This window comes from Streptomyces sp. NPDC051243, from assembly GCF_044455405.1.
Lineage (GTDB): Bacteria > Actinomycetota > Actinomycetes > Streptomycetales > Streptomycetaceae > Streptomyces.
The window spans coordinates 205,545-231,795 of record NZ_JBITES010000009.1 but is presented as its reverse complement, the minus strand read 5'-3'; the positions used below and the strand labels follow the sequence as shown (position 1 = coordinate 231,795).

24 protein-coding genes are annotated in these 26,251 nt (G+C 69.9%); 9 read left to right on the top strand and 15 right to left on the bottom strand.

All coding sequences use genetic code 11. The annotated features are described in order from the left end of the window. Positions 1-852 carry a tetratricopeptide repeat protein gene (locus tag ACIBAG_RS24125; RefSeq protein WP_399107563.1) on the top strand — a complete coding sequence of 284 codons (852 nt, stop codon included), beginning with the start codon at positions 1-3 and terminating at the stop codon, positions 850-852. A gap of 197 nt (positions 853-1,049) precedes the next feature. Here ACIBAG_RS24125 and ACIBAG_RS24120 read toward each other — a convergent pair whose 3' ends face one another. From ACIBAG_RS24120 to ACIBAG_RS24085, 8 genes are all read right to left on the bottom strand, one after another. After that, on the bottom strand, positions 1,050-1,664 hold the full coding sequence (locus ACIBAG_RS24120; RefSeq protein WP_399107562.1) for a response regulator: 615 nt from the start codon (positions 1,662-1,664) through the stop codon (positions 1,050-1,052). Next, a complete protein-coding gene (locus tag ACIBAG_RS24115; protein ID WP_399107561.1) occupies positions 1,661-2,824 on the bottom strand; it encodes a sensor histidine kinase in 1,164 nt (387 codons plus the stop codon). The genes ACIBAG_RS24120 and ACIBAG_RS24115 overlap by 4 nt, the downstream gene beginning before the upstream one ends. Further along, a complete protein-coding gene (locus ACIBAG_RS24110) occupies positions 2,821-3,561 on the bottom strand; it encodes an ABC transporter permease (RefSeq protein ID WP_399107560.1) in 741 nt (246 codons plus the stop codon). Before ACIBAG_RS24110 ends, ACIBAG_RS24115 begins: the two co-directional genes overlap by 4 nt. Further along, complete coding sequence (locus tag ACIBAG_RS24105) at positions 3,558-4,463, bottom strand: ABC transporter ATP-binding protein (protein WP_399107559.1); 906 nt, start codon at positions 4,461-4,463, stop codon at positions 3,558-3,560. Before ACIBAG_RS24105 ends, ACIBAG_RS24110 begins: the two co-directional genes overlap by 4 nt. Positions 4,464-4,594: 131 nt before the next feature. Next, on the bottom strand, positions 4,595-7,030 hold the full coding sequence (locus ACIBAG_RS24100; RefSeq protein WP_399107558.1) for a hypothetical protein: 2,436 nt from the start codon (positions 7,028-7,030) through the stop codon (positions 4,595-4,597). 246 nt (positions 7,031-7,276) lie between these two features. Continuing rightward, positions 7,277-7,684 (bottom strand): DUF6113 family protein, encoded by a 408-nt coding sequence (locus ACIBAG_RS24095; RefSeq protein ID WP_399107557.1) that lies wholly within the window; start codon positions 7,682-7,684, stop codon positions 7,277-7,279. Beyond that, positions 7,681-8,595 (bottom strand): N-acetyl-1-D-myo-inositol-2-amino-2-deoxy-alpha-D-glucopyranoside deacetylase, encoded by a 915-nt coding sequence (gene mshB, locus ACIBAG_RS24090; RefSeq protein WP_399107556.1) that lies wholly within the window; start codon positions 8,593-8,595, stop codon positions 7,681-7,683. The genes ACIBAG_RS24095 and mshB overlap by 4 nt, the downstream gene beginning before the upstream one ends. Positions 8,596-8,641: 46 nt before the next feature. Further along, the gene (locus ACIBAG_RS24085; protein WP_019755516.1) at positions 8,642-8,836 is read right to left on the bottom strand and encodes a hypothetical protein; all 195 of its coding nucleotides are present in this window, start codon (positions 8,834-8,836) and stop codon (positions 8,642-8,644) included. Positions 8,837-9,012: 176 nt separating this feature from the next. Here ACIBAG_RS24085 and ACIBAG_RS24080 point away from each other — a divergent pair, with 176 nt between their 5' ends. After that, complete coding sequence (locus ACIBAG_RS24080) at positions 9,013-11,130, top strand: prolyl oligopeptidase family serine peptidase (protein ID WP_399107555.1); 2,118 nt, start codon at positions 9,013-9,015, stop codon at positions 11,128-11,130. 14 nt (positions 11,131-11,144) lie between these two features. On the opposite strand, the gene ACIBAG_RS24075 is transcribed toward ACIBAG_RS24080, so the two are convergent. The 6 genes from ACIBAG_RS24075 to ACIBAG_RS24050 all read right to left on the bottom strand — a co-directional run bounded on the left by ACIBAG_RS24075 (position 11,145) and on the right by ACIBAG_RS24050 (position 17,238). Continuing rightward, the gene (locus ACIBAG_RS24075; protein WP_399107554.1) at positions 11,145-11,270 is read right to left on the bottom strand and encodes a hypothetical protein; all 126 of its coding nucleotides are present in this window, start codon (positions 11,268-11,270) and stop codon (positions 11,145-11,147) included. A 227-nt stretch (positions 11,271-11,497) separates the two neighbouring features. After that, positions 11,498-12,535: an ABC transporter ATP-binding protein gene (locus ACIBAG_RS24070; RefSeq protein ID WP_399107553.1), complete on the bottom strand. Its 1,038-nt coding sequence runs from the start codon at positions 12,533-12,535 to the stop codon at positions 11,498-11,500. Next, positions 12,528-13,502 carry an ABC transporter ATP-binding protein gene (locus tag ACIBAG_RS24065; protein WP_399107552.1) on the bottom strand — a complete coding sequence of 325 codons (975 nt, stop codon included), beginning with the start codon at positions 13,500-13,502 and terminating at the stop codon, positions 12,528-12,530. The genes ACIBAG_RS24070 and ACIBAG_RS24065 overlap by 8 nt, the downstream gene beginning before the upstream one ends. A 188-nt stretch (positions 13,503-13,690) precedes the next feature. Beyond that, positions 13,691-14,689 carry an ABC transporter permease gene (locus tag ACIBAG_RS24060; protein ID WP_399107551.1) on the bottom strand — a complete coding sequence of 333 codons (999 nt, stop codon included), beginning with the start codon at positions 14,687-14,689 and terminating at the stop codon, positions 13,691-13,693. Next, positions 14,682-15,605, bottom strand: coding sequence for an ABC transporter permease (locus ACIBAG_RS24055; RefSeq protein WP_399107550.1), 924 nt, complete (start codon positions 15,603-15,605; stop codon positions 14,682-14,684). The genes ACIBAG_RS24060 and ACIBAG_RS24055 overlap by 8 nt, the downstream gene beginning before the upstream one ends. A 7-nt stretch (positions 15,606-15,612) precedes the next feature. Further along, positions 15,613-17,238: an ABC transporter substrate-binding protein gene (locus ACIBAG_RS24050; protein WP_399107549.1), complete on the bottom strand. Its 1,626-nt coding sequence runs from the start codon at positions 17,236-17,238 to the stop codon at positions 15,613-15,615. Positions 17,239-17,748: 510 nt separating this feature from the next. Here ACIBAG_RS24050 and ACIBAG_RS24045 point away from each other — a divergent pair. The 7 genes from ACIBAG_RS24045 (at position 17,749) to ACIBAG_RS24015 (ending at position 25,843) form a co-directional block, all read left to right on the top strand. After that, positions 17,749-18,777, top strand: a complete 1,029-nt coding sequence (locus ACIBAG_RS24045; protein ID WP_399107548.1) for an ABC transporter permease — start codon at positions 17,749-17,751, stop codon at positions 18,775-18,777. An 82-nt stretch (positions 18,778-18,859) separates the two neighbouring features. After that, positions 18,860-20,626, top strand: a complete 1,767-nt coding sequence (locus tag ACIBAG_RS24040) for an ABC transporter substrate-binding protein (RefSeq protein ID WP_399107547.1) — start codon at positions 18,860-18,862, stop codon at positions 20,624-20,626. A 120-nt stretch (positions 20,627-20,746) separates the two neighbouring features. After that, a complete protein-coding gene (locus tag ACIBAG_RS24035) occupies positions 20,747-21,727 on the top strand; it encodes an ABC transporter permease (protein WP_399107546.1) in 981 nt (326 codons plus the stop codon). A 48-nt stretch (positions 21,728-21,775) separates the two neighbouring features. Beyond that, entirely contained in the window at positions 21,776-22,813 is a 1,038-nt protein-coding gene (locus tag ACIBAG_RS24030; RefSeq protein ID WP_399107545.1) for an ABC transporter ATP-binding protein, read from the top strand. 26 nt (positions 22,814-22,839) lie between these two features. Next, entirely contained in the window at positions 22,840-23,886 is a 1,047-nt protein-coding gene (locus tag ACIBAG_RS24025; RefSeq protein WP_399107544.1) for an ABC transporter ATP-binding protein, read from the top strand. Between the two features lie 108 nt (positions 23,887-23,994). Beyond that, positions 23,995-25,035 (top strand): amidohydrolase family protein, encoded by a 1,041-nt coding sequence (locus ACIBAG_RS24020; RefSeq protein ID WP_399107543.1) that lies wholly within the window; start codon positions 23,995-23,997, stop codon positions 25,033-25,035. Between the two features lie 49 nt (positions 25,036-25,084). Then, the gene (locus tag ACIBAG_RS24015; RefSeq protein ID WP_399107542.1) at positions 25,085-25,843 is read left to right on the top strand and encodes a methyltransferase domain-containing protein; all 759 of its coding nucleotides are present in this window, start codon (positions 25,085-25,087) and stop codon (positions 25,841-25,843) included. A 60-nt stretch (positions 25,844-25,903) separates the two neighbouring features. Here the strand turns inward: ACIBAG_RS24015 and ACIBAG_RS24010 are convergent, their stop codons facing one another. After that, the gene (locus ACIBAG_RS24010) at positions 25,904-26,203 is read right to left on the bottom strand and encodes a hypothetical protein (protein WP_399107541.1); all 300 of its coding nucleotides are present in this window, start codon (positions 26,201-26,203) and stop codon (positions 25,904-25,906) included. Between the last annotated feature and the right edge of the window lie 48 nt (positions 26,204-26,251).

Genomic DNA, 26,251 nt, shown 5'->3' with positions numbered 1-26,251 from the left:
ATGCGTCCCCCCTACCCCCCACCGCCCGAGCGCTCCGCCGAACTGCGGCGGCGGTTCGCCGAGGAGGCGCGGTCCGAGCGGCCCGATCTGTCCACGTTGTGTCTGCTGGTGGGGGCCGAGGCGGACGGGGCGCTGGACGAGGCGGGGATGGACTCCGCCCAGGTGGAGCTGGACGCCCTGGCCGGGCAGCTGCCGTTCCGGCCCGGGGGGCCGCGGTCGTGGGCGGTCGCGCTGCGGGAGCTGCTCGGGGAGCGGTACGGATTCCGGGGCTCCACCGCGGACTATCAGCGGCTGGAGTCGTCGTTGCTGCACGAGGTGCTGCGGCGGCGGCGTGGGCTGCCGATCCTGCTGTCGGTGGTGTGGATGGAGGTCGCTCGGCGGGCGGGGGCGCCTGTGTACGGTGTCGCGCTCCCCGGGCACTTCGTGGTGGGGTTCGGGCCGACGGACGAGCAGGTGCTCGCCGATCCGTTCGACGGGGGGCGCGTGCTGACGGGGGGCGATGCGGAGCTGCTGGTGGCGGGGGCCACGGGGGCGCCGTTGCATCCGTCGATGCTGACGCCGGCCGATCCGCTGGATGTGGTGCTGCGGATTCTGAACAATGTGCGGGCCTGGGCCGCGACCCGGCCCGAGCGGACGGACGTGGCGCTGTGGGCGGTGGAGTTGTCGCTGCTGCTGCCGTCGCATCCGGCGCGGTTGCGGTTCGAGCGGGGGCAGTTGCTGGTGCAGAGGGGGGAGTTCGTGGAGGGGGCGGTGGAGTTGGAGGGGTACGCGGAGCTGATCAGTGCGGTGGACGAGGGGGCGGCGGAGCGGGTGCGGGGGCAGGCTCGGGCGGCTCGGGCGATGCTCAACTGATCTTCGCCGGTTCGCCGGTTCGCCGGTTCGCCGGTTCGCCGGTTCGCCGGTTCGCCGGTTCGCCGGTTCGCCGGTTCGCCGGAGAAGCTTGCGTGGTTGTGCGAGTGCGAGTGCTTCGTGGCTGATCGCGCCCACGCGGCGGAGCCGCACATCGATACAGCCCCGCGCCCCTGGCGGCGTTGCCGCTGGTCGGCGACTTACAGCCAGCCCTTCTCCCTCGCCGTCCGCACCGCCTCCGCCCTGTTCCGTACCGCCAGTTTCTGGATCGCCGTCGACAGGTAGTTGCGGACCGTTCCCTGGGACAGGTGCAGGGCCGCCGCCAGCTCGGCGTTGGTCGAGCCGTCCTCCGCCGCCCGGAGCACCTCTCGCTCGCGATCCGTCAATGGGTTGGCGCCCTCCGCCAGGGCCGCTGCCGCCAGGGTGGGGTCGATGACCCGTTCGCCCGCCAGTACCTTGCGTACCGCTTCTGCCAGCTGGGCCGCGGGCGCGTCCTTGACCAGGAAGGCGTCGGCGCCCGCCTCCATCGCGCTGCGGAGGTAGCCGGGGCGGCCGAAGGTCGTGAGGATGACCAGCTTCACGGCCGGGAGTTCCGCGTGCAGGAGCGCCGCCGCCTCGATGCCCGTCGCGCCCGGCATCTCGATGTCGAGGAGCGCCACGTCCACGTCGTGCTCGCGGGCCGCCGCGAGGACCTCGTCGCCGCGGGCCACCTGGACGACGACCTCGATGTCGTCCTCCAGACCGAGCAGGGCGGCGAGGGCCTCGCGGACCATCGACTGGTCCTCGGCGAGGAGGACCCTGATCGTCGTGCTCATGCCGGGGATCCTACGTCCGCCGAGGTCAGGGCCACCGGGACGCGGGCGGCCAGCCGGAAGCCGTGCCGGGTCCCGCCCGCCTCCAGGGTGCCGCCCGCCTTCGTGAGGCGTTCGGTCAGGCCCGCGAGTCCGTTGCCGGGACCGCTGCCCCGGTCGCCCGAGCCGTTGTCCTCGACGGAGAGTTCGAGGACGGGGCCGTCCAGGGTCTGGCGGCGCAGGAGTTCCACGGTGCAGCGCCGGGCGCCGCTGTGGCGGACGACGTTGGTGACCGCCTCGCGCAACGCCCAGGCGAGGGCAGTCTCGCTGTCCTCGGGGACGCCGGAGAGGTCTGGTTCGGCGGGGAGGTCGGCCACCACTCCGGCGGCCGTCAGGGCGACCCTGGCGCCCGCCAGTTCCGCGGCCAGGCGCGGACGCCGGTAGCCCGCGACCGCCTCCCGCACGTCGACCAGGGCCTGGCGGCTCACCTGCTCGATGTCGGCGACCTGCTGGGCGGCCCTGTCCGGGTGGTCGGGGAGCATCCGGCCGGCGAGTTCGCTCTTGATGGTGATCAGGGACAGGGAGTGGCCGAGCAGGTCGTGCAGGTCCCTGGCCAGCCGCAACCGCTCCTCGTTCGCGGCCAGTTGGGCGACCGTGGCGCGGGCCTCCCGCAACTCGATGCTGGTGCGGATGATTTCCCGTACGCCGGTCATGGAGAAGCCGCCGAGAAGCGCCGGGAACAGCAGTCCGGCCAGGAACGCCGCGCCGCCGGGGACCGCGAGGGCGACCCCGGTCAGCAGGGCGGACACCGCCGGCACGGTCCAGCGGGCGAGGCGGAACGGCAGGGCGACGCCGCTGGAGATCGCCACGTACACGAACAGGACGAGCCACTCGCGGCCCAGGGTGAGGGCGAGCACGCTCGCCTGGGTGGCCAGCACGGCGATCGAGGCGAGCACCACGCCGTTGGTCTCGCCGCGTCCGGTGCGGAAGATCAGGGCGAAGTACCAGGCGACGAAGGCGACCAGGCCGATCCAGCCGAGGACGACGACGCCGCGGCTGTGCCCGCCGTGCAGCAGATCGCTCACCGGCGCGCTCAGGTAGGCGAGCCAGATCCCGACCCAGAGGAACTTGACGGCCTTCTGCCTGCGGTTCTGCGGGCGCTGCCCGATGCCGACGCTGCTCACGCCTTCAGCGTGTCCTTCCGGTACAGCCAGGCCGCGCCGCCGGTGAACAGGACGAAGAAGGCGACGAGGATGGCGATGTCCTGGGCCTGCGGGGCCCGGCTCTGCTCGATGGCCCGCCCCAGGGCAGCGTACGCGTGCGTGGGCAGCCACTCGGCGATGTCCTGCAGCCAGACCGGGAAGCTCGAGGACGGGAACCACAGGCCGCCGAGGATCGACAGGGCGAAGTAGACGATCATCGTGACGGGGCGGACCGCGTCCCCGGAGGCGAGGTAGCCGATGGCGACGCCGAGCGCGGCGAAGACCAGGCTGCCGGCCCAGATCGCGGCGGTGAGGGCGAGCCACTGCCAGGCGTCCAGCCGTACGTCCTTGACGACGGCGGCGACCAGGAAGACGACCACGATGGACGGCAGGCTGACGACGGCGGCACCGGCGGTCTTGGCGAGGACATAGCCGCGCCCGGGCAGCGTGGTCAGCCGCAGCTGCCGTACCCAGCCGTTCTCCCGCTCCTTGGCGATGCGCTCGCTGTTGCCCATCAGCACGGCGGTCAGGGCGCCGAAGGAGGCCATGGAGACCATGACGTACGCCGCGACGGTAAGACCGGTGCCGGCGACCTCGCCGTCGGTCCCGTTCTGGTTCGAGGCCAGCAGGAAGATCACCGAGGGGTAGATCACCGAGAAGAACATGAACTTGCGGTTGCGCAGGGCGCGGGTGAGTTCCAGCTTGATGAGGCTGTTCATGAACGGGCCTCCTCGGCCTCGGTGATGGCGACGAAGGCCTGTTCCAGGCCGAGGCCGGCGACTTCGAGGTTGCGGGGGTACACGCCGAGGCCGTAGAGGGCGTGGACGGTGGCGTCGGCGTCGGTGGACTGGATGCGGACGGTGCGGCCGGAGACGGCGATGGTGCTGAGGAAGGGCAGCGCGCGCAGGGTCGGCTCGTCGGTCTGCGGATCGTCCAGGTCGAAGGAGATCCTCCGGGCGCCGGCCTTGGCCTTGATCTCGGCCGCCGTGCCGTCGGCCAGCAGCCGGCCCCGGTGCAGCACCAGCACCCGGTCGGCGATGGCGTCGGCCTCCTCCAGGTAGTGGGTGGCGAAGAGGACCGTACGGCCCTGGTCGGCCTGTTCGCGCATGGTGGCCCAGAAGGCATGGCGGGTGGTGACGTCCATGCCGGTGGTCGGCTCGTCCAGGACGATCAGGTCGCTGTCGCCGGCGGTCGCCAGGGCGAAGCGGACGCGCTGGGCCTGGCCGCCGGAGAGCTTGTCGACCTTGCGGTCGGCGATCTGCGCGATGCCGGCACGGGCCAGGACGTCGGACACCTGGTACGGCCGTGGGTGCAGATCGCAGGCGAGCCGCACCAGCTCCGCGACGGTCACCTCGTCCATCAGCCCGCCGCTCTGCAGCATGGCCCCCACCCGCCCGGCGACGATCGCCTCGCGCGGTCCGGTCCCGAAGACGCGGACCGTCCCGCTGTCAGGCCGTTTGAGGCCGAGCAGCAGATCGAGCGTGGTCGACTTGCCGGCGCCGTTGGGGCCGAGCAGGGCGACGGTCTCCCCCGGGTGCAGGGTCAGACTCAGGCCGTCCACGGCCCGGACGTCGCCGTATACCTTGCTCACCTGGTCGAATGCGACCGCTGTCGTTGTCATGCGATCCAGAGTGGCCATCACGACCCCGGGCCCGGCAGTGTCGGCGGTCCTGACTGCCGGATGACAGATGTCATACGACGACCGCGGGGCACCCGGCGATCGCCGGGTGCCCCCTGCCCGGAGCGGCTGTGCTAACTCGGGTTGGTGTCGATGGTGACGGTGCGTTCCGCCGCCGACTTGCCGCGCAGGGCCTTGCGCAGGGCGGAGGCCACGTCCTCCGGCAGGACGTCACGCTTGCCGCTCGCGCCGTTGATCTGCACACCGTTGAAGGTGGCGCCGTACGCCTCCTTGAGCGCCTGCAGGTTGTACGTGTCGACGAGCTTGCCGTCGACGGCCTTGGCGCCGAGGATCTTCGGCAGTGACAGGGAGCCGAACTGGATGCTGTGTGCGGCGTCCGTCTGGATCGTGACCTTGTCGGCCATCGCCGGCTCGGCGAACTCCTTCATGAACCGGTCGACCTCGGCGTTCGTGATCGTCGGCTGCTGGGTGGTCGTGGCGACCCGCACCGCCGCGGACGTACCCGTCTCCACCTGGCTGCGGTACGCCTCCTCGACCGCCGTGGTCGACTTGGCGACGTCGATGCCCTGGCCGGCCTTGCCGTACACGGCGACCGCCTTGCCGGACTTGAAGGAGACCGTGCCCTCGGTCACCGAGCCGGAACCGCCGGAGACCTCCTGCAGGGCTGCGTGCAGCTTCTCCTCGTCGGTGGGCATGACCGGGTCGACGACCCGCTCCTGGCCGAACAGCGAGCCGATGACGGAGATCGGGTTGTAGTCGCTGGTCGCGGCCTTGCTGACGGTCTGCTGCATGTCGAACTGCAGCCCGGCCTTGTCCGGCTCCAGCGTGACGGTCTTGCCGCCGACCGACAGCTTGAGCGGCTTGTTCACCTGCTCGTCGAAGGCGTCGTTGAGCTTCTTGACCGCTTCGTCCCGGGTGCCGCCGCCGATGTCGACGCCGAGCACGCTCGTGCCCTTGGGCACGTCGGAGTGGGCCATCAGCAGGCCGGCGCCGTAGACGCCGCCCGCGAGGACGATCACTCCGCCGCCGACCAGCGCCAGCTTGTTGCGGCCCTTCTTCTTGGGCGCGCGCGAGGCCGGGCCGTCCGACGAGCCCGGCTCGGGCAGCTTCGGGGGTGTGTGCGGCGCCGGTGCGTCGGTGGTGCCCGCGCCGAAGGGACCGTTCTGGGCGCCCGGGGGGACGACGGGGATGCCGCTGGTGACGGTGTGGCCGGAGACGTTGTCGGCGACGCCGCCGTAGTGCGGGGTGCCGGGTTCGGGGGCCGGCTTCTGCGGGGTGAGGATCGCGGTGTCGTCGCTCAGGCCACCGCCCGGACCGGCGGGACCACCGGAGACACCCAGGCCTCCCGGACCACCCGGACCGGCGGGCCCACCGCCGAGACCACTGCCGGGACCGCCGGGCCGACCCGGACCCGTGAAGATCCCGGTGGCAGCCGAACCGCCCGGTCCGCCCGGACCTGCGGAAGCGCCGGAGCCGCCCGGACCGCCCGGACGCCCCCGCGTACCGGAGCCGCCGGGACCGCCGCCGGCGATCGGCGGCACCGCCGGACCGTCACCGGTGACCGGACCGGTCGTCGGGCCCGCGGGACCCTGCGGGCCGCCCTGCCCGCCTCGGCCGTTCGGGCCGCCGTAGTCCGGCCCGTTGAAGTCGCCGGAGCCGTCGAAGCCGTTGGGGGTGCTGAAGTCGCCTGCGGCGTCGAAGGGGTTCGGGGCGGTGAAGTCGGCGGAAGCGCCGAAGCCGTTCGGGCTCTTGGGGCCGCCTTGTGCGCCGAATCCGTTCGGGCCGTTCGGGCCGTCCTGACCGTTCTGGCCGTTCTGGCCGTTCTGGCCGTTCTGGCCACCGTTCTCCGAGAAGTACGGCAGGTCGTCACGGCGTGTCTCGGCGCCGGGACGGGAACCGTTGCCGTTGCCGTTTCCGTTGCCCAGCGAGCTCGCCGCCAGTGCCTCGGTCACGTCGAAGGAACCGGTGCCGCCGCCGTGCCCGGGAGCCACGGGGCCGCCGGTCGCGCCGGGGAGCCCCGCGCCCGCCGTACCGCCGGGGCGGGAACCGCCGGGCACGCTCATCGAACCGACCACGCCACCGGGCCGGCCGGCACCGGGACGCGCACCGCCGGGCGCACCGGCACCGGCGCCGGAAGCCCCGGCACCCGTACCCGCACCCGCACCACCGGGACCGCCGCCCCCGGGGCCCGAACCGCCGGGCAGACCGGCCCCGTTGCTGGGCGGACCGCCCTGACCGCCCTTGCCCGCCGAGGACTTGCGGGGCGCGAACCAGTCGCTCGTCTTCTCCTCCGCCTGCCCCGTGGGCTCGGCCGGAGTCTCGACGGTGCCCGTGGACGTGGCGGTGGGCGCGGACGGCGCCGGCGGCTCGGTGTCCGCGACGGCCCCGGCACTCTCGGCCTCGGCCACGGGCTTGCGCACGACGACCGGCGGAATGGGCCGCGATCCGGGGATGTTGATCCGGATCCGGGTCGTCAGCGTGGTCTCGGTCTTGCGTTCCTCCGGCTGCGTGGCCGAACGACCCGCGTCCGCACCGCTGTCGGAAGCCATGGGGGTCCCGTACGGCGGCGTGCCCGAGGGGTATGCGGCTCCGCCGTGCCCGTTGGGCCCGGTGGACGGAGTGTCAGTTTCACGACTCAAGGCAGGTTCTCCCGGTTGGCTCCGCCGCCCGTACCTCACTGCTTCGGGCGGCTCGGCGGCGCGCACCACCATACTGGCCACTTCTGGCCCGTATCCCACGACCGCCAGGGAAACCCACACGGGACTCGCACGAGTGCGGCGTGGAGAAGTGGTACGTCAATTGCCAAGTCGGACGCCGTCGTCGCCCGGTTGCCGCACCGGGGCGAGGGTGGCGCAGATCACAGCCACCGCCATGCCACCGAGCAGGAAGAGGTAGGAGGTGGCGCCCGTGCCGAAGAGGAAGTCCCCTTCGGGGCGGCTGGCGGTGAGGAGTATGACGGTGATCATCCAGCCGCCGGCGGGTGCGACGGCACCGGCCCGGCCGGCCGTCGCGCGGGCGCCGCCGAGACAGAGCCCGGCCTCGCCCGCGAGCGCCAGGAGCAGACCGCCCGGGAACCACGCGGGCTGTATCAGCGCCCCGGCCACCGCGACCACGGCGCCGAGCAGGAAGAGCCCGAGGTGGGCGAGGGCCCGCAGGGCGGAAGGCCGCTTCAGCTTCAGCGGCTGCGCGAGCATCGAGCTCATGACGCCTCCTCGAAAGGGACACCCGCGAACAGGTCGGACTCCGTCCGCGCCGGGACCGGCTCCCCGCCCACCAACTCGTAGTACTCGGTGGTGAAGAGGGGTTGCGCGAGTTCGTTGGAGAGCGCGAAGTACCGCTCGCCGGGCGCGACCTCGATCTGGGTGGCGTGGGCGCGCATCGCGGCTGCCTTGGCGGTGGCGTGGGCGGTGCCGTCGATCACGGTGGTGATCCGCTCGTCGTCGACGACACCCGGTACGTCCTCGACGGTGGCGGCCTTGCCGAAGGGCAGTCCGGGCAGCTCCGCCTGAAGCCGGGCGAAGGCCTCGTCGGCGACCGTGCGCGGGACGCGGTTCCAGTAGATCTTGGGGATCCGCCATCCCGCTTCGGCGGCCAGCTCGGCGGCGCGCATGGCGATGCGGTGGGCCTGGATGTGGTCCGGGTGCCCGTAGCCGCCGTCCGGGTCGTAGGTGACGAGCACCTGGGGGCGTACCTCCAGGATCACCTCGACGAGAGCCCGGGCCGCGTCGTCCACGTCCGCCCGCCACAGGCAGGCCGGGTCGTCGTTGTCGGCGATGCCCATCATCCCCGAGTCCTCGTAGCGCCCCTTGGCGCCGAGGAGACGGAAGTCCTCGACGCCGAGCTCGCGCATCGCGGCGGTGAGCTCGGCCAGGCGGTGTTCGCCCAGCTCGGTGCCGGTCAGGTGCTGGAGCTCGGGGGGAATGACCTCGCCGTGCTCGCCGAGGGTGCAGGTGACCAGGGTCACCCGGGCGCCCTCGGCCGCGTACTTGGCCATGGTCGCGCCGTTGTTGATCGACTCGTCGTCCGGGTGCGCGTGCACGAGCAGCAGACGACGCGCGAAGCGCGATGGGGTTCCCCCCTGCTCGAAGAGCGTGGGGGATGGCAGTTCCGTCATGGAGCCCACCCTACGAGGCGGCACCGACAGCGGCGCGCGGCGCTGCTCAGAACTTGATGCTGCCGATCATGCCCGCGATGTTCGTCGTGAGCTCGCTGATGGTGGGAGCGACGGTGGATGACGCCAGGTAGAAACCGAGCAGCATGCAGACGACCGCGTGGCCGGCCTTCAGCCCTGATTTCTTGATCAGCAGGAAGACGATGATCGCCAGCAGCACCACCGCCGAAATCGAGAGTGCCACGGCGGCTCACCTCCAAGAATCCCAGGCGCGGGGGGTCGGACTATGGGGGCAGATAAATCCATGCAGCAGCCAGCGGGTTCATACCCACTATGCGGTTGTGATCATAACTATCCGGGCGTGCGCATCGATCGGCGCACAGCCGCACAAGGGGGCGCACTGGCCAATATGGTCGGGGCATGACGACCGAGCCTGTGTCCTTCCCCCGACGGCACGCCCGCACCCAGCGGTTCACCCTCGGCGCGCCGCGCGCGTTCACGGTGGCGCCCGACGGCAGCCGTGTCGCGTTCCTGCGCTCCACCTCCGGCACGGACCCGGCGAATTCGCTCTGGGTCCTCGACACCGCGGACGGCGGGGAGCGCGTGGCCGCCGACCCGCGCGCCCTCCTGGGCGGTGCGTCGGAGGACCTCTCGCCGGAGGAGCGGGCGCGGCGCGAACGCAGCCGTGAGGCCGGCGCCGGCATCGTCTCCCACGCCACCGACAGCGCCGTCGAGTTGGCGTCTTTTGCCTTGTCAGGGCGGCTTTTCACGGCGGAGCTGCGAGCCGGCACGGCACGCGAACTCCCGGTCCCCGGACCGGTGATCGACCCGCGCCCCTCCCCCGACGGACGGCACGTCGCGTATGTCGCGCAGGGCGCCCTGCGGGTGGTGGGCGCCGAGGGGGCGGGCGACCGTGCGCTCGCCGAGCCGGAGTCGGACGGGGTCACCTATGGACTGGCCGAGTTCATCGCGGCCGAGGAGATGGGGCGCCATCGAGGCTTCTGGTGGGGTCCGGAGTCGGACCGGCTGCTCGTGGCGCGCGCGGACGACACGCCGGTGCGCCGGTGGTGGATCGCCGATCCGGCGCGTCCGGAGAGCGAGCCGAGGCGGGTCGCGTACCCGGCGGCGGGCACCGGGAACGCGGACGTACGGCTGTTCGTGATCGGTCTGGACGGGGTACGCACGGAGGTCTCGTGGGACCGGGCGCGGTACCCCTATCTGGCGCGAGTGCACTGGTCAGCGGCGGGTGCGCCGCTGGTTCTCGTCCAGGCGCGGGACCAGCGCAGCCAGTTGTTCCTGGCCGTGGACACGGCGACGGGGGCCACCCGGATGGTGCACGCGGACGAAGATCCACAATGGCTGGATCTTTTCCCTGGGGTGCCCTGCTGGTCCCCTTCCGGGCAGCTCGTGCGGATCGCCGACGAGGGCGGCGCGCGGGTGCTCGCGGTGGGCGAACGCCCGCTGACAGGACCGCAGTTGCACGTCCGCGCGGTGCTGGACGTCTCCGACGACGACGTGCTGATCTCGGCGTCCGCCGGTGAGGCGGCGGCCGATCCGGAGATCGGCGAGGTGCATGTGTACCGGGTGAACGAGCTCGGCGTGGAGCGCCTGTCACAGGAGCCCGGCGTGCACTCCGCGGTGCGCGCGGGGGGCGTGACGGTGCTGGTGTCCCACACCCTCGACCGGCCCGGGTCTCGGGTACGGGTCCTGCGCGAAGGAAAGCCGATTGCGGCGGTCCCGTCGCATGCCGAAGATCCCGGTCTGACCCCGCGCGTGACCCTCACCGAAGGGGGCGCACGCCGCATCCCGTGCGCCGTGCTTATGCCTCGGGACTACGCCGGTGACACCCCGCTCCCGGTTTTGCTGGATCCCTACGGGGGACCGCACGGCCCCCGGGTGGTCGCCGCGCACAACGCCCACCTGACCTCGCAGTGGTTCGCCGACCAGGGGTTCGCCGTGGTCGTCGCGGACGGGCGCGGTACGCCGGGCCGCTCGCCCGCCTGGGAGAAGGCCGTGCGCGGTGACTTCACGGTCTCGCTCGACGACCAGGTCGACGCGCTCCAGGACCTCGCCAAGTCGCACCCCCTCGATCTGTCCCGGGTGGCGATCCGCGGCTGGTCGTACGGCGGCTGGCTGGCGGGACTGGCGGTGCTGCGCCGCCCGGACGTCTTCCACGCGGGCATCGCGGGCGCGCCGGTCACGGACTGGCGCCTCTACGACACCCACTACACGGAGCGCTACCTGGGCGACCCGGCCGGTCAGCCGGAGTCGTACGCCAAGAGCTCGCTCATCACGGACGACGGCCTCTCCTCCCCCGCCGAGCCGCACCGGCCGCTGATGATCGTGCACGGTCTGGCCGACGACAACGTGGTCGTCGCGCACGCCCTGCGGCTGTCCTCAGCCCTGCTGGCCGCCGGCCGGCCGCACGAGGTGCTGCCGCTGTCCGGGGTGACGCACATGACCCCGCAGGAGCAGGTCGCGGAGAACCTGCTGCTGCTCCAGGTGGACTTCCTGAAGCGGTCACTGGGACTGAACTGAGCCCCTCGGCCCGGTCAGTCGACCGACCGGCCGAGGACGGCCACGAGCGGAAGACCGGTGAGCAGGAGGTGGGCGACACCGGTCTTCCAGTAGCGCAACACCGCGGCAAGGGCGAGGAGCAGCCGCCGACGGCCGGCCACGCGGCGAAGACCGTGATGCCGTCCTGCCCCTCGGCCGCCCGCTGATCGGCGCACTCGTCGAAACCCGAGCCGATGCCGCACAGCAACGGACCGGGGTGACATGGCGCACCCCGGTCCGTTTACGGCACCCGCACGGCCGTACGCTGTACAGCCTGACGCGTCCGTATATCGGGACCGGGTCGATGAAGTTGCCTGCGTGTTAACGCGATTCGGGTGCGTTTGTACGGCTATGGCGCCGGCTCGGGCAGCACCACCCGCTTCACCTCGGCGAAATGACAGGCCGAGTCGTGCGCCGCGGGCCCGGCCGGATCGGCGAGGTGCGGCGGCACCGCGAGGGCCGGCGCCTCCTGGGCGCAGCGGTCCCGGGCCTTCCAGCAGCGGGTGCGGAAACGGCAGCCGGAGGGGATGTTCGTCGGGGACGGGACGTCGCCCGCCAGGATGATGCGCTCGCGGTGCGCGCGGGCCTCCGGGTCGGGGACGGGGACCGCGGAGAGCAGCGCCTGGGTGTAGGGGTGCGTGGGGTGGTCGTAGATCTCCGCGTCCCTGCCGATCTCCACGATCCTTCCGAGGTACATCACCCCGACCCGGTCGGAGATGTGCCGGACGATCGACAGGTCGTGGGCGATGAAGACGTAGGAGAGCTCGAACTCGTTCTGCAGGCGGTCCATCAGGTTGATGACCTGGGCCTGGACGGAGACGTCGAGGGCGGAGACCGGTTCGTCGGCGACGATGATCTCCGGGCGCAGGGCCAACCCCCGGGCGATGCCGATGCGTTGGCGCTGGCCGCCGGAGAACTGGTGCGGGTAGCGGTTGATGTGCTCGGGGTTGAGACCGACCACGTCCAGCAGCTCCCGCACCCTCCTGCGCCGGTCGCCCTTCGGGGCCGCCTCGGGGTGGATCTCGTAGGGCTCCCCGATGATGTCGCCGACCGTCATCCGCGGGTTGAGGGATGTGTACGGATCCTGGAAGACCATCTGGATGTTGCGCCGTACGGCCTTCAGGGCGCGGCCGGACAGTCTGGTGATGTCCTCGCCCTTGTACTTGATCGCGCCGGCCGTCGGCCGTTCGAGGTTGACCAGCATCCGGGCGACCGTGGACTTGCCGCAGCCGGACTCGCCGACGATGCCGAGGGTTTCGCCGCGGTGGAGGGTGAAGTCGACGCCGTCGACCGCCCTGACCGAGCCGATCTCCTTTCTGCGCAGGACGCCCCGGGTGAGCGGGTAGTGCTTGACGAGGCCGCTGACCTCCAGAATCGCCTCAGCCATTCAGGCACTCCCTCCAGAAGTGGCAGGCGCTGCCCCGCACTTCGGAGACCTCGCTCAGCGGAGGTACGTCGGTGCGGCACACGTCCCGGGCCATCGGGCAGCGGGGGTGGAAGGCGCAGCCCCGCGGGATGTCCATGAGGTTGGGGGGCAGGCCCTTGATGGCGTAGAGCTCCTGGCCCTTGTGGTCCAGGCGCGGGATGGAGTCCAGCAGGCCTCGGGTGTATGGGTGGGCGGGCGCCTTGTAGAGGTCGTGGACCGGAGCCGTCTCGACGATCCGGCCCGCGTACATCACGGCGATCCGGTCGGCGACGTCCGCGACCACGCCGAGGTCGTGGGTGATGAGGATCAGCCCCATGGCGTACTCGCGCCGCAACTCCGCGAGCAGTTCCATGACCTGGGCCTGGACGGTGACGTCGAGGGCGGTGGTGGGCTCGTCGGCGATGATGAGGGCGGGTTCCAGGGCGAGGGCCATCGCGATCATGATGCGCTGGCGCATACCGCCGGAGAACTGGTGCGGGTACTGCCTGACGCGTTCCCCGGCGGCCGGGATGCGCACGCGGTCCATCAGCTCGACGGCCTTCGCGCGGGCGTCCTTGCGCGACATCCCCCGGTGCACCACGAACATCTCGCCGAGCTGGTCGCCGACGGTGAGGACGGGGTTCAGCGAGGACAGCGCGTCCTGGAAGATCATCGCCATCTCGGCGCCGCGGACCCTGCGCCGCTCCTCCTCCTTCAGCTTCAGCAGGTCCCTGCCCTGGAAGAGGACCTCGCCGCCGGTGATCCGGCCGGGCGGCATATCGAGGATGCCCATGATCGCCTGCGCGGTGACGGACTTCCCGGAGCCGGACTCACCGAGCACGGCGAGGGTCTCGCCGGACTCCACGGCGTAGCTGACCCCGTTGACGGCCTTCGCGACACCGTCCCGGGTCCTGAACTCCACGTGCAGATCCCGCACTTCGAGCAGCATGCGCCGGCTCACCTCAGCTTCGGGTCGGGGCGTCGCGCACCATGCGCTCCGCTGGGGGTGCCACAACGGGCCGCCTCGTCCGCGGCTCCGTCGCGGCGGGTCGCGCCGGTACGGCGGAAGCCGCGCGTCGACCCGGCCCCGCGCCCCTTCGGGGCGCGCACCACGTCACCGTGCACACCATCACGCCGTCACCTCAGCTTCGGATCCAGGGCGTCGCGCACCGCGTCGCCGAGCATGATGAACGCGAGGACGGTGATCGCCAGCGCTCCGGACGGCCACAGCAGGGCGTGCGGGGCGTTGCGGATGTACGGGGAGGCCGCCGAGATGTCGATGCCCCAGGAGACGCTCGGGGGTTTCAGGCCCACGCCGAGGTAGGACAGGGTCGCCTCCAGGGCGATGTAGCTGCCGAGCGCGATCGTCGCGACCACGATCACCGGGGCGACGGCGTTGGGCGCGATGTGGCGGAGCAGGACCCGGGAGTTGGAGGCGCCCAGGGCGCGGGCGGCCTGGACGTAGTCGTTCTGCTGGGCGGTGATGACCGCGCCGCGCGCGATCCGGGAGAGCTGCGGCCAGCCGAGCAGCACGATGAAGCCGATCACCGGCCAGACCGAGTTGCTGGTCACCACCGACAGCAGGACCAGGCCGCCGAGGACGACCGGGATGGCGAAGAAGATGTCGGTGATCCGGGAGAGGAACGAGTCCCACAGCCCGCCCAGGAAGCCGGCCAGCGCGCCCAGCACCGAGCCGAGCACGGCGACCCCGAGCGTGGCGCAGACACCGACCACGACGGACGTACGGGCGCCGTAGACCGTGCGCGTGTAGACGTCGCAGCCCTGTCCGTCGTAGCCGAAGGGATGGCCGGGCGCCGAGCCTTGCTGGGACTTGGCGAGGTCGCACTTGAGGGGGCTGCCGGAGGCGATCGCCGACGGCCACAGCGAGACGAAGACCAGGAAGACGATGATCAGGCCCGAGACGATGAAGACCGGGTTGCGGCGCAGGTCGCGCCAGGCGTCGGACCACAGGCTGCGGGGTCGCTCGGCGGAGACGGCCGCCGGCTCCGGTTCCACGGGCGCCCGCCCGCCGAGGGGCCGCTCCAGGGCCTCCGCCTCACTGGCGGCCAGGTGCATCGCGCCGGCCGTGGCGCCGCCGGAGATCGTCCCGTCGGAGGGGAACGGCTGGTCAGGCATAGCGGATCCTCGGGTCGAGTACGGCGTACAGGAGGTCGACGACCAGGCTGCAGAGGAGGAAGACGAGGACCAGCACCGTCACGAAACCGACGACGGTCTGGGTGTTCTGGCGCAGGATGCCCTGGTAGAGCTGGTAGCCGACGCCGTGGATGTTGAAGATCCGCTCGGTGACGATCGCGCCGCCCATGAGGAAGCCGATGTCGGCGCCGATGAAGGTGACGACGGGGATGAGGGAGTTGCGCAGCAGGTGCCGGGTGACGACCCGGTGCCGGGGCAGGCCCTTGGCGATGGCCGTGCGGACGTAGTCGGAGCGCCGGTTCTCCGCGATGGACGTCCGGGTCAGACGGGTGACGTACGCGAGGGAGACCGAGGCGAGGACGAGGCCGGGCAGGAGCAGTTCGTCGAAGGGGGCGGCCGGGGAGACGGACGGCCGGATCCAGCCCCATTCCACACCGAGCAGCAGTTGGAGCAGCAGGCCGGTGACGAAGGTGGGGACGGAGATCACGACGAGGGTGAGGAGGAGGACGCCGGTGTCGACGGGGCGGCCGCGGCGCAGGCCGGTGACGACGCCCAGCGTGATCCCGATGACGATCTCGAAGACGATCGCCACGATGGTGAGCCGGAGCGTGACCGGGAAGGCCGTGGACATCAGCTCGGTGACTTCCTGGCCGTTGAACGCCGTACCGAAGTCCCCGGTGAAGACGTTGCCCATGTAGGTCAGGTACTGCTGCCACACCGGCTGGTCGAGGCCGAACTCCTGCCTCAGCCGTGCGGCCGTCGCCGGGTCGCACTGCCGGTCGCCGCACAGGCCCGCGACGGGGTCGCCCATCACGTTCACCATGAGGAAGATCAGCAGGGTCGCCCCGACGAAGACCGGGATCATCTGCAGCAGGCGCCGTACGACGTACTGCCCCATGGCGGGCTCAGCCGACCTTGATCTGGTCGTACACCGGGACGCTGAACGGGTTGAGGGCCACGTTCGACAGCCGCTCGGACCAGCCGGCGCTGCCGTTCTGGTACCAGAGCGGGATGGCCGCCATGTTGTCCCGGACGACCTCCTCGGCCTTCTGGAAGGTCTCCACGGCCTTGGCGACGTCCGTCTCGGCGTTCGCCTGGTCGACCAGCTTGTCGAACTCCTCGTTGGACCACTTGCCGTCGTTGGAGGAGGCGTTGGTGTAGTAGAGCGGCTGGAGGAAGTTCTGGGGCAGCGGGTAGTCCATCTGCCAGCCCGCCCGGAAGGGCCCGGAGAGCTTCTGGGTCGTGGACTTGCTCCGGAAGTCGGCGAAGGTGCCGATCGGGTTGCCGACGCAGGCCCGGTCGTTGCCGAGGGCGTTGTTGATGGAGTTGCAGACGGCGTCCACCCACAGCTTGTGGGAGCCGGTGTCCGCGTTGTACGTGATCTTCACCTGCCCGCCGGGCAGCCCGCCCCCCTCCTCGATCAGCTTCTTCGCCGCGGCGGCGTCGTACTCGCACCACTCACCGCACAGCCCCTTCTTGTAGCCGCCCTCCGCGCCGAGGACGGGCGAGGTCCAGTCGGTGGCGGGAGTGCGGGTCCCCTGGAAGATGGTCCGGGTGATCTGCTCCCGGTTGATCGCCCGGGACAGCCCCTTGCGGACCTTGACCGAGCCGGGCTTGTTCCAGTCCTTGTCGTAGTGGGGGAAGGCCAGGGTCTGGATGATGCCGGCCGGGGTGTTGAGGTAGCGGTCGCCGAGGTCGCTGCGGACGTTCCTGAGCTGCTGGGCCGGGATGTCGTCGAGGAGGTCGAGGTTGCCGGCCATCAGGTCGGTGTAGGCCGTGTTGTTGTCCGTGTAGACCTTGAGGGTGACGCCGTCGTTGCGGGCCGCGTCCTGGCCCGGATAGGCGTCCCATCTCGTCAGGCGCATCTGCGAGCCCTTGGTGTACGACTCCACGGCGTACGGCCCGTTGCCGACGGGCTTGGCCAGCCAGCCGGCGTGGTCGTCGAAGAACGCGCGGGGCAGCGGGACGAAGGCGTTGTAGCCGAGGGTGTCGGGGAAGCTGGAGAACTTCTGGCTGAGCCGGACGGTGAAGGTCCGGTCATCGAGCACCTTCAGCCCGGACATCGTCTCGGCGCTCTGCTCGCCCTTCGCCGGGTGGACCTTGTCGTAACCCTCGATGTAGCTGAAGAAGTAGGCGTTCTTCTGGTTGTTCCTGAGGCTCGCCCCGTAGTTCCAGGCGTCCACGAAGGATCTGGCGGTGACCTTCTCCCCGTTGCTGAAGGTCCAGCCGTCCTTGACGGTGATGGTGTAGTTCCGCGAGTCGGTCGTCTCGAACTTCTCGGCGAGCATGTTCTCGGCCTCGCCGGTCTTCGGGTCGTACCGCTTCAGCCCCCGGAAGATCATGTCGAGCACCTTGCCGCCCTGCACCTCGTTGGTGTTGGCGGGTTCCAGCGGGTTCTGCGGATCGGTCCACGAGGAGCTGAGCACCGCGCCCCCGTCGGCGGCACTGCCGCCCCCGCTCCCGCAGCCCGCCGCCGCGAGTGCGAGCACCACCGCGCATGCGGCCCATCTGGCGTGCGTGGCTTCGCGCATGGAGCGCCTCCTCCGGGTGCCGGTCCGGGTGCTGATCGGGCTGCTGATCCGGTCGCTGATCCGGCCGCTGATCGAGCAATGATCCATTACGGGCCAATATCGATCCAAAGGGGGCATATCGCACACGGACCGACCCAATGGGGCGACACGTCATCCGGATGCACGCATCCGACGGATGATCTTTGATGCAACACGCAACGGATCTTCGCGATCCGATGCCGAACCGTTGGATTGCGCCCTCGGGATGTACACATTTCGGCACTGGACCGTCCGCATATCGAACTCGTTGCCCGAATAGTCCAGTTGGTCCGAGTCAAGGCACAACTCAATCACGTTGCGCTACCCGCGTAGCTACGGAATGGTCAAGGCAGGGTAAAGAACGTAAAGAGACAACCAAGTCGGCCGAGAATTTATTGACCTTGAATGAATTGCGTTGAAAAAGTCCGGCGTAGCCCGTAGGGGAGCGTGCCCTGCGGAGTCACTCAGACCCTCCCTTGGGCCAGGAGCACCATGACCCCCCCAACTCCATCAGCGGCTGCCCCGCTTGAGGTAACCGATGAGAGCGCCGAGAAGTCGATCACTTCTCCCGCCCCCTCGGCCAACGAGAGCAAGTCCCCGGGACAGCTGGCCTGGCGTCGCTTCAAGCGGGACCGCACGGGCGTCGCCGCGGCATGCATCGTGATCTTCTTCTTCGTGATCGCGCTGTGCGCGCCACTGATAGCCAAGCTGTACGGGAAGGATCCGTACACGACGTACGGCCTGAGCACCCCCGGACTGCTGGGTGACAACGGCTTCCCGGTGAAGCCCAACGGTGGTATCGACAGCGAGTTCTGGTTCGGTATCGAGCCGGGGCTGGGCCGGGACCTGTTCACCTTCCTGCTCTACGGGATCCGCAACTCCCTGCTCATCGCCACGGCCATCACGCTCCTTGTCGTGATCATCGGTGTGACCCTGGGCGTCACCGCCGGCTATGTGGGCGGCAAGACGGACTGGTTCATCGGGCGGATCATCGACATCCTGCTGGCGTTCCCCTCGCAGCTGTTCTTCGTGGCCTTCACCCCCGTGGTGCTCGCCCTGTTCGTGGCCGCCGACGAGAACACGCCCACCTGGCTCACCGTCGTCTGCCTCGTCGGCCTGCTCACCGTCTTCGGCTGGGCCTCCATCGCCCGACTGCTGCGCGGCCAGGTACTGGCCCTGCGCGAGCGGGAGTTCGTCGAGGCAGCCAAGGTCACGGGCGCGTCTCCGGTGCGCATCATCTTCAAGGAACTGCTGCCGAACCTCTGGACGCCGATCCTGATCCAGGCAACCCTCAGCGTCCCGGCGATGGTCACCACGGAGGCCGGTCTCGCCTTCCTCGGCGTGGGCATCCAGGACCCGACGCCGGACTGGGGCGTCATGATCGGCCAGGCTGCCAAGGTGTACCAGGACGACATCACTTTCCTGCTCTTCCCCGGCCTGTCCATGGTGATCTTCGTTCTGGCGTTCAACCTCCTCGGCGACTCGGTGCGCGACGCACTGGACCCGAAGACCAAGCGTTAGCTCCGGCCCTTTTCAGGACCACGGCGAAGGCGCCGGGGTGCCGGATCTCTCTCATCACTCACATTTCGAAGGCAGGATTGCGATGTCCTTCTCGCGTAGAAACTTCCTCATTGCCACCGGTGTCGTGGCGGCGTCCAGCTCCGTGCTGTCCGCGTGCAGCAGCGGCGACACCACCAACAACGCCGGTGGTGGCGGCAAGCAGGAGGCGGCCAAGGCCAACGCGACCGTCGTCAAGATCGGCACCGCCGAGGACTCCAAGGGCCCGGCTCCCGAGGTCTCCGGTGCGAAGAAGGGCGGCACCGTCTACCTGCTGAACGACGACGACTTCTCGCACCTCGACCCGCAGCGCATCTACTACGCGTGGAACTCGCTCGCGGCGATGGTCCTCTCCCGCACCCTGACCGGCTACAAGATCGCCGACGACGGTTCCATGACGCTGGTCGGCGACCTCGCCACCGACACGGGCACCATGAAGGACGGCGGCAAGACCTGGTCCTTCACCCTGAAGGACGGCATCAAGTGGGAGGACGGCTCCGACGTCACCGTCGACGACGTCCGCCACGGCATCGAGCGCTGCTTCGCCAACTTCGTCACCGAGGGCGCCTTCTACGTCCAGACCTGGCTGACCGGCTCGGCGGAGTACCGCAAGTCGTACCCGGGCCCGTACGGCGGCAAGCACCTGAAGTCGATCGAGACCAGCGGGAAGACCATCACCTTCCACCTCTCCGAGGCGCGTCCCGACTTCAACTACGTCGTGGCGATGCACTCCTACGCGCCGACCCCGGTGAAGAAGGACACCAAGCAGGACTACGACAAGAAGCCTGTCTCCAACGGTCCTTACAAGATCAAGTCGCACGTCACCGACAAGTCGATGACCCTGGTCCGCAACGAGAACTGGGACCCGGCCACCGACCCGATCCGCAACGCCTACCCGGACCAGTTCGACTTCACCTTCGGCATCGAGCAGCTGACGGCCATCGACCGTCTGCTGGCCGACTCCGGCAAGGACCAGTACGCCACCAGCTGGCGCACCATCCCGCAGGAGCGCATCCAGAAGGCGCAGACCGAGGCCAAGGACCGGGTCTTCTCGGAGCTCGGCAGCGGCGTCAGCTGCTACTGGATCAACACCAGCCGGGTCAAGGACAAGGCCGTCCGTGAGGCCCTCATCAAGGCGTGGCCGACCGCCGGCATCCGTCAGCTGCTCGGTGGCCAGGTCCGCGGTGATTACGCGACCGGCATCATGAGCCCGCTCGTCGCCGGCTACGAGTCGCAGGACGTCTGGGGCAAGCTGGCGAAGCCCGAGGGCGACCCGAAGGCCGCCAAGGAGATCCTGAAGAAGGCCGGCAAGTCCGGTTACAAGGTCGTCTACGCCTACCAGCAGGACCCGCAGCAGGCGAAGATCAAGGTCGTCATCGAGAACGCCCTGAAGGAGGCCGGCTTCGAGGTCGTCACCAAGGGCATCGACTCCACCACCTGGTACGACCAGATCGGCAAGCTGGACAACCAGTTCGACGTCTACTGGGGCGGCTGGTCCTCCGACTGGCCGACCGGTTACTCCGTGTTCCAGCCGCTGTTCGACAGCAAGAACGTCGTCGACCAGGGCCAGAACTACTCGCACCTGAAGGACCCGGCCATCGACGCTGCCATCAAGGCCGCGACCGCCGAGACCGACCAGGACAAGGCCAACAAGATGTGGGCCGCCCTGGACAAGCAGGTCACCGAGACCGGCGCCTTCATCCCCGACGTGTACATGCGCCGCATCTACATGCACGGATCCAAGCTCGGCAACGTGAAGATGGACCCGAACTTCGACGGCAGCATGCTCTACAAGATGTACGTCAAGTCCTGATCCACCCCTGAGAGGTGGGGCGGCCGTGTGCCGCCCCACCCTCGGCTCGTCCACCGGGCCCCCGGGTGATCCCCGGTCCGGCCTTTCCGCACGACGGCCCTCCCAGGAAAGCCACTCCCCATGCTTCGCTTCCTAGTCCGCCGGCTCCTCGGCGCCGTGATCACGCTGCTGATCATCAGCGCGGTCACGTTCATGCTCTTCTACGCGGTGCCGCGCGACCCGGCCCGGATCGCCTGCGGCAAGCTCTGCACGCCGGAGACGCTGGAGCTGATCCGCCACAACATGGGGATCGCGGATCCGATGCCGGTCCAGTTCTGGCACTGGCTCTCGGGCATCTTCCTCGGCCGGGAGTACCCGGGCTTCGGCACCTGTGACGCGCCGTGCCTGGGCTACTCGTTCGTCAACCGCGAGCCCGTCCTCGCCACCATCCTGGACCGGTTCCCGACGACCTTCTCGCTGTTCATCGGCTCGTCCGTGGTGTTCCTGGTCTTCGGTGTCGGCGCCGGCATGCTGGCCGCCGTGAAGCAGGGCAAGGCCACCGACAAGATCGCGAGCGGTGCCTCGCTGGTCGCCTCGTCCATGCAGATCTACTTCGTGGGCACGCTGGCCCTGTACTTCTTCGTGTACCAGTGGCACGTCCTTGACCAGCCCGGTTACACGCCGTTCTCCGAGAACCCGGCCGAATGGTTCGCTGGACTGCTGCTGCCATGGCTGATCCTGGCGCTGATCTTCACCGCGAACTACACACGTATGACGCGCTCCCAGATGGTCGAGCAGCTCAACGAGGACTACGTCCGCACGGCCCGGGCGAAGGGACTGTCCCGTCCCAATGTGTTCTTCCGTTTCGCCTGGCGCGGGGCCATGGGCCCGATCGTCACCATCTTCGGCATCGACATGGGCGTACTGCTCGGCGGCGGCATGATCACCGAGCAGACCTTCAGCATCCAGGGCATCGGCATGCTGGCCGTCAAATCGGCGACGAACAACGACCTGCCCATGCTCCTCGGGGTGATGGTGGTCACCGCCACCTTCGTGGTACTCGCCAACATCGTCGTCGACGCGTGCTACGCCCTGATCGACCCCCGCATCAGGCTCGCCTGACCCCGCCCCCACCAGCTACCCCGCATCACCCCTCACTGGAGCGTCCCCGTGACGAGCACCGATCAGCAGCCCTTCCTCTCCATCAAGGACTTGAAGGTGCACTTCTCGACCGAGGACGGCACCGTCAAGGCCGTCGACGGTCTGTCCTTCGACCTCGTACGCGGCAAGACGCTGGGCATCGTGGGTGAGTCGGGGTCCGGCAAGTCGGTCACCAACCTGACCATCCTGGGCCTGCACAACCCGGACAGCACCACGGTCGAGGGTTCCATCACCCTGGACGGCGAAGAGCTGAACGGCGCCTCGGAGAAGACGCTGGAGAAGCTCCGCGGCAACAAGATGTCGATGATCTTCCAGGACGCGCTGACCTCGCTGTCGCCGTACCACACCATCGGCAAGCAGATCGGCGAGACCTACCGCAAGCACACGGGCTGCTCCAAGAAGGCGGCCCGGGAGCGGGCGATCGAGATGCTGAAGCGGGTCGGCATTCCGCAGCCCGAGGTCCGCGTCGACGACTACCCGCACCAGTTCTCCGGCGGTATGCGCCAGCGCGCGATGATCGCGATGGCGCTGGTCTGCGACCCGGAGCTGCTGATCGCGGACGAGCCGACCACGGCCCTCGACGTGACCGTCCAGGCGCAGATCATGGACCTCCTGAAGGACCTCCAGAAGGAGTTCGGCACGGCGATCATCTTCATCACGCACGACCTCGGTGTCATCGCCGACATCGCGGACGACGTGCTGGTGATGTACGGCGGCCGGTGCGTGGAGCGTGGGTCGAAGAAGGAGGTGCTGAGCAACCCTCAGCACCCCTACACCTGGGGCCTGCTGAGCTCGATGCCGAGCCTGGACCACCCGGTGGACGTGCCGCTCAACCCGATCCCGGGTTCGCCTCCGTCGCTGCTGAACCCGCCGTCGGGCTGCCGTTTCCACCCGCGGTGCGCGTTCGCCGAGAAGGTCGACGGGGGGCTGTGCTCGTCGGAGCGGCCCCTGCTGGAGATCGTCGACGGACGGGGCTCCGCCTGCCACCTCACCGCCGAGCAGCGCGGCGAGTACTTCTCCGACCTGGCCGGCAGCGCGGCCAACTGACGTACAAGAGACGGGATTTCACCACCATGAGCAGCACCACTCCCCTCCTGGACGTCTCCGGGCTGACCAAACACTTCCCGATCAAGGGCGGCTTCCCGATCCGCCGCACGGTCGGCCACGTCCAGGCCGTCGACGGTCTCGACTTCCAGGTCAACGAGGGCGAGAGCCTCGGCCTGGTCGGCGAGTCCGGCTGCGGCAAGTCGACCACGGGCCGGCTGATCACGCGCCTGCTGGAGCCCACCAGCGGCAAGATCTCGTACCAGGGCAAGGACATCACGCACGCCAACCGCAAGCAGTTGGCGCCGGTCCGCTCCGAGATCCAGATGATCTTCCAGGACCCGTACGCGTCGCTGAACCCGCGCCAGACGGTCGGCAAGATCATCTCGGGCCCGATGGAGATCAACGACATCAGGCCGGAGGGCGGCCGCGAGAAGCGGGTCCGTGAGCTGCTGGAGATCGTCGGCCTCAACCCCGAGCACTACAACCGCTTCCCGCACGAGTTCTCCGGCGGTCAGCGCCAGCGCATCGGCGTCGCCCGGGCCCTGGCCCTGGAGCCGAAGCTGATCGTCGCGGACGAGCCGGTCTCCGCCCTCGACGTCTCCATCCAGGCACAGGTCGTGAACCTGCTCCAGAAGGTCCAGCAGGAACTCGGCATCGCGTTCCTGTTCATCGCCCACGACCTCGCCGTCGTACGGCACTTCTCGCAGCGCGTGGCGGTCATGTACCTCGGCAAGATCGTCGAGATCGCCGACCGCGAGGACCTGTACGGCAACCCGCGCCACCCCTACACCCGGGCGCTGCTGTCGGCCGTACCCGAGGCGACGGTGGACGAGGCCCCGGCCCGCGAGCGCATCCGGCTCCAGGGCGACGTACCCTCGCCCATCAACCCGCCCTCCGGCTGCCGCTTCCGCACGCGCTGCTGGAAGGCGACGGAGAAGTGCGCCACCGAGGCCCCGCCGCTGGTCCAGGCCGAGGGCAACAAGCCCGGCCACCTGACGGCCTGCCACTACCCGGAGACGGCCGACGCGACCGCCGCGCCCCGTCTGTCGAAGGACTCTCAGCCGGCGGCCTGACGCAGCGCCTCTGGAGAAGGAGGGCCCGTGCTCACGTTCTGTGGGGACGGGCCCTTGCCTTGCGTGGTCTCATCCAAGTCAGGGCGCGGGAGCGACTACGTTGACGAGGTGGCCCTTCACCTGCACGGCACCGTCCTCCCAAGCGGCATCGCCCGTGACCTCTGGATCCTCGGCGACCGCATCACCTTCGACCGCCCCTCGATCGAGGCGGACACGGTGGCGGACGGTGGCTATCTGCTCCCCGGCCTCGTCGACGTACACACGCATCCGGGATCCCCGTCCGAGGACGAACCCGCCTTCGACCCCGGCGTGTTCGCCGAGCAGGTCGCCGCGCACCGGGACGCCGGGACGACGGCGTTGCGGTTCCCGGGACTGCTCGGGGAGATACCGGCCGGCATGCGGGACGCGCCCGACACACCGCGCATGATCACGGCCGGGCGCTGGCTGGCCTGGGCGGGGCTGTCGAAGAGCGCCGGCTTCCACACGGTCACCGACGACCTGGTGGCGGCCGCTGTCGCCGAGGCCAAGGCCCGTGACGGCTGGTGCAAGCTCATGGGCGACTGGGACTTCGAGGCGGACCCGGTGCCGTACGACATCCTGCGCGCCGTCACCGACGCGGTGCACGCGGCCGGAGGGCGGGTCGCCGCGCACTGTCAGTCCGCCCAGGGCGTGCTCAACGCGGCCCGCGCGGGCGTCGACTCGATCGAGCACGGCATGGGGATGCCGGAGGAGTGCGTGGGGCTGATGGCCGCGCATGGGGCGGCCTACGTCCCTACCCTCACCCCCTTCGCCCGCCGCGCACCCCGGATCATCGACAACCCCCGCGGCCGGCTCTGGCACGAAGGCCACCGCATCATGATCCGCCGTGTCCGCGAGGCCCACGACGCCGGCGTCACCGTCCTCGCCGGCACGGACTCCGCGCCCTTCGGCAACGTCGCCACCGAGGTCGAGCACCTCATCGCCGCCGGGCTGCCCGCCGACGTGGCGGTGGGGGCGGCGAGCTGGGCGGCGCGGGACTTTCTGGGGCTGCCGGGGCTGGTCGAAGGAGGGCTCGCCGACGTCACCGTGTACGACGCGGATCCGCGGCTCGAGCCGGGGGTGCTACGGCATCCTCGGCGGATTGTGCTGCGGGGGCGAGTCGTGCGCTGAAGGGCCTGAAACGGCCACCGCTGTACGGCCGTTGTGAAACACTGCCGCGATGGTCGATCGGTCGTTCGCGGATCTCGCGCTCGCCGCGTTGTACGACGCCCTCAACCCCTGGGGGCCGGGGGACGACTTCTACCTCGGTCTCGTGATGTCCGCCGACTCGGTGCTCGATGTCGGGTGCGGTACGGGTCGGCTGCTCCGGCGGGCCCGTGCCGGCGGTCACCCTGGGCGGCTCGTGGGGCTCGATCCGGCAGCCGCCATGCTGGTGCAGGCCAGGCGGCACGGCGGTGGTGTCGAGTGGGTGCTCGGAGATCTGCGGACCTGGGGCCGGCGAGCGGGGTTCGATCTGGTCGTGATGACCGGGCACGCGTTTCAAGTGCTCGTGTGCGACGAGGAGTTGCGCCAAGCGCTGCGCGTCGTGCACGAGGCCCTGCGTCCCGGCGGGCGGTTCGTGTTCGAGACGCGGAATCCGGCCGCGCGGACCTGGGAGACGTGGACGCCGGACCGGGTGCGTCAGATCACCGACAGGGAGGGGCGCGTCGTCCGTGTGCGGCACGAGGTCGAGGGGCCCGTCGTCGGAGACCGCGTCACCTTCGCCGAGACGTTCGACTGCGACACCTGGCCTGCGCCCGCCGTCAGCCGCACCACCCTCCGCTTCCTCGACGTGGACGCCCTGTCCGGCTTCCTCCGCGAAGCCGGTTTCACCGTCGTCGACCGCTACGGCGACTGGGCGCGGGGGCCGCTCACACCCGCCGCCCCCGAGATCATCACCGTGGCGCGGAGGGCCTCCCACGGCTCGAACACGTCCTAGGCCGTGTCCGCAAAGTCCCGCCTGCCCCGCGGGCGGACGACGGGACTTTGCGGACACGACCTAGTCGTCCTCGTCCTCGAAACTCCATCGGATGTCAGCCTGTGCGGCGGGAGCGACCGCACGCACGGTGTCTTGAAGCCCCTGCTCGATCTTGTCGGCCCAACTGCCGAAGCGGGTCACGATGATCGGGTATTCGCTCCACGCGGAGACCTGTCCCGCCGACGGGTCCTGTCCCACCGTCACGTCCCTCTCGAGATCGTTCTTGGTGAGGAACCCGGTCAATGCCTCGGCGACACGCGCCGTCTCCTCTCCGGGCTGCAGACCGGACACGTCAAGGCTGAGGCCAACAGATATCGACATGCGCCCAACGTACCGCCGACCACTGACATCCCCCGTCCAGGACCTGTC

What these genes read in the sequence shown, in the direction of transcription:
- ACIBAG_RS24125 (WP_399107563.1), top strand. Translation starts at nt 1, where the DNA reads ATGCGTCCCCCCTACCCCCCACCGCCCGAGCGCTCCGCCGAACTGCGG.
- ACIBAG_RS24120 (WP_399107562.1), bottom strand. Translation starts at nt 1,664, where the DNA reads ATGAGCACGACGATCAGGGTCCTCCTCGCCGAGGACCAGTCGATGGTC.
- ACIBAG_RS24110 (WP_399107560.1), bottom strand. Translation starts at nt 3,561, where the DNA reads ATGAACAGCCTCATCAAGCTGGAACTCACCCGCGCCCTGCGCAACCGC.
- ACIBAG_RS24105 (WP_399107559.1), bottom strand. Translation starts at nt 4,463, where the DNA reads ATGACAACGACAGCGGTCGCATTCGACCAGGTGAGCAAGGTATACGGC.
- ACIBAG_RS24100 (WP_399107558.1), bottom strand. Translation starts at nt 7,030, where the DNA reads ATGGCTTCCGACAGCGGTGCGGACGCGGGTCGTTCGGCCACGCAGCCG.
- ACIBAG_RS24095 (WP_399107557.1), bottom strand. Translation starts at nt 7,684, where the DNA reads ATGAGCTCGATGCTCGCGCAGCCGCTGAAGCTGAAGCGGCCTTCCGCC.
- mshB (WP_399107556.1), bottom strand. Translation starts at nt 8,595, where the DNA reads ATGACGGAACTGCCATCCCCCACGCTCTTCGAGCAGGGGGGAACCCCA.
- ACIBAG_RS24080 (WP_399107555.1), top strand. Translation starts at nt 9,013, where the DNA reads ATGACGACCGAGCCTGTGTCCTTCCCCCGACGGCACGCCCGCACCCAG.
- ACIBAG_RS24070 (WP_399107553.1), bottom strand. Translation starts at nt 12,535, where the DNA reads ATGGCTGAGGCGATTCTGGAGGTCAGCGGCCTCGTCAAGCACTACCCG.
- ACIBAG_RS24065 (WP_399107552.1), bottom strand. Translation starts at nt 13,502, where the DNA reads ATGCTGCTCGAAGTGCGGGATCTGCACGTGGAGTTCAGGACCCGGGAC.
- ACIBAG_RS24060 (WP_399107551.1), bottom strand. Translation starts at nt 14,689, where the DNA reads ATGCCTGACCAGCCGTTCCCCTCCGACGGGACGATCTCCGGCGGCGCC.
- ACIBAG_RS24055 (WP_399107550.1), bottom strand. Translation starts at nt 15,605, where the DNA reads ATGGGGCAGTACGTCGTACGGCGCCTGCTGCAGATGATCCCGGTCTTC.
- ACIBAG_RS24050 (WP_399107549.1), bottom strand. Translation starts at nt 17,238, where the DNA reads ATGCGCGAAGCCACGCACGCCAGATGGGCCGCATGCGCGGTGGTGCTC.
- ACIBAG_RS24045 (WP_399107548.1), top strand. Translation starts at nt 17,749, where the DNA reads ATGACCCCCCCAACTCCATCAGCGGCTGCCCCGCTTGAGGTAACCGAT.
- ACIBAG_RS24040 (WP_399107547.1), top strand. Translation starts at nt 18,860, where the DNA reads ATGTCCTTCTCGCGTAGAAACTTCCTCATTGCCACCGGTGTCGTGGCG.
- ACIBAG_RS24035 (WP_399107546.1), top strand. Translation starts at nt 20,747, where the DNA reads ATGCTTCGCTTCCTAGTCCGCCGGCTCCTCGGCGCCGTGATCACGCTG.
- ACIBAG_RS24025 (WP_399107544.1), top strand. Translation starts at nt 22,840, where the DNA reads ATGAGCAGCACCACTCCCCTCCTGGACGTCTCCGGGCTGACCAAACAC.
- ACIBAG_RS24015 (WP_399107542.1), top strand. Translation starts at nt 25,085, where the DNA reads ATGGTCGATCGGTCGTTCGCGGATCTCGCGCTCGCCGCGTTGTACGAC.
- ACIBAG_RS24010 (WP_399107541.1), bottom strand. Translation starts at nt 26,203, where the DNA reads ATGTCGATATCTGTTGGCCTCAGCCTTGACGTGTCCGGTCTGCAGCCC.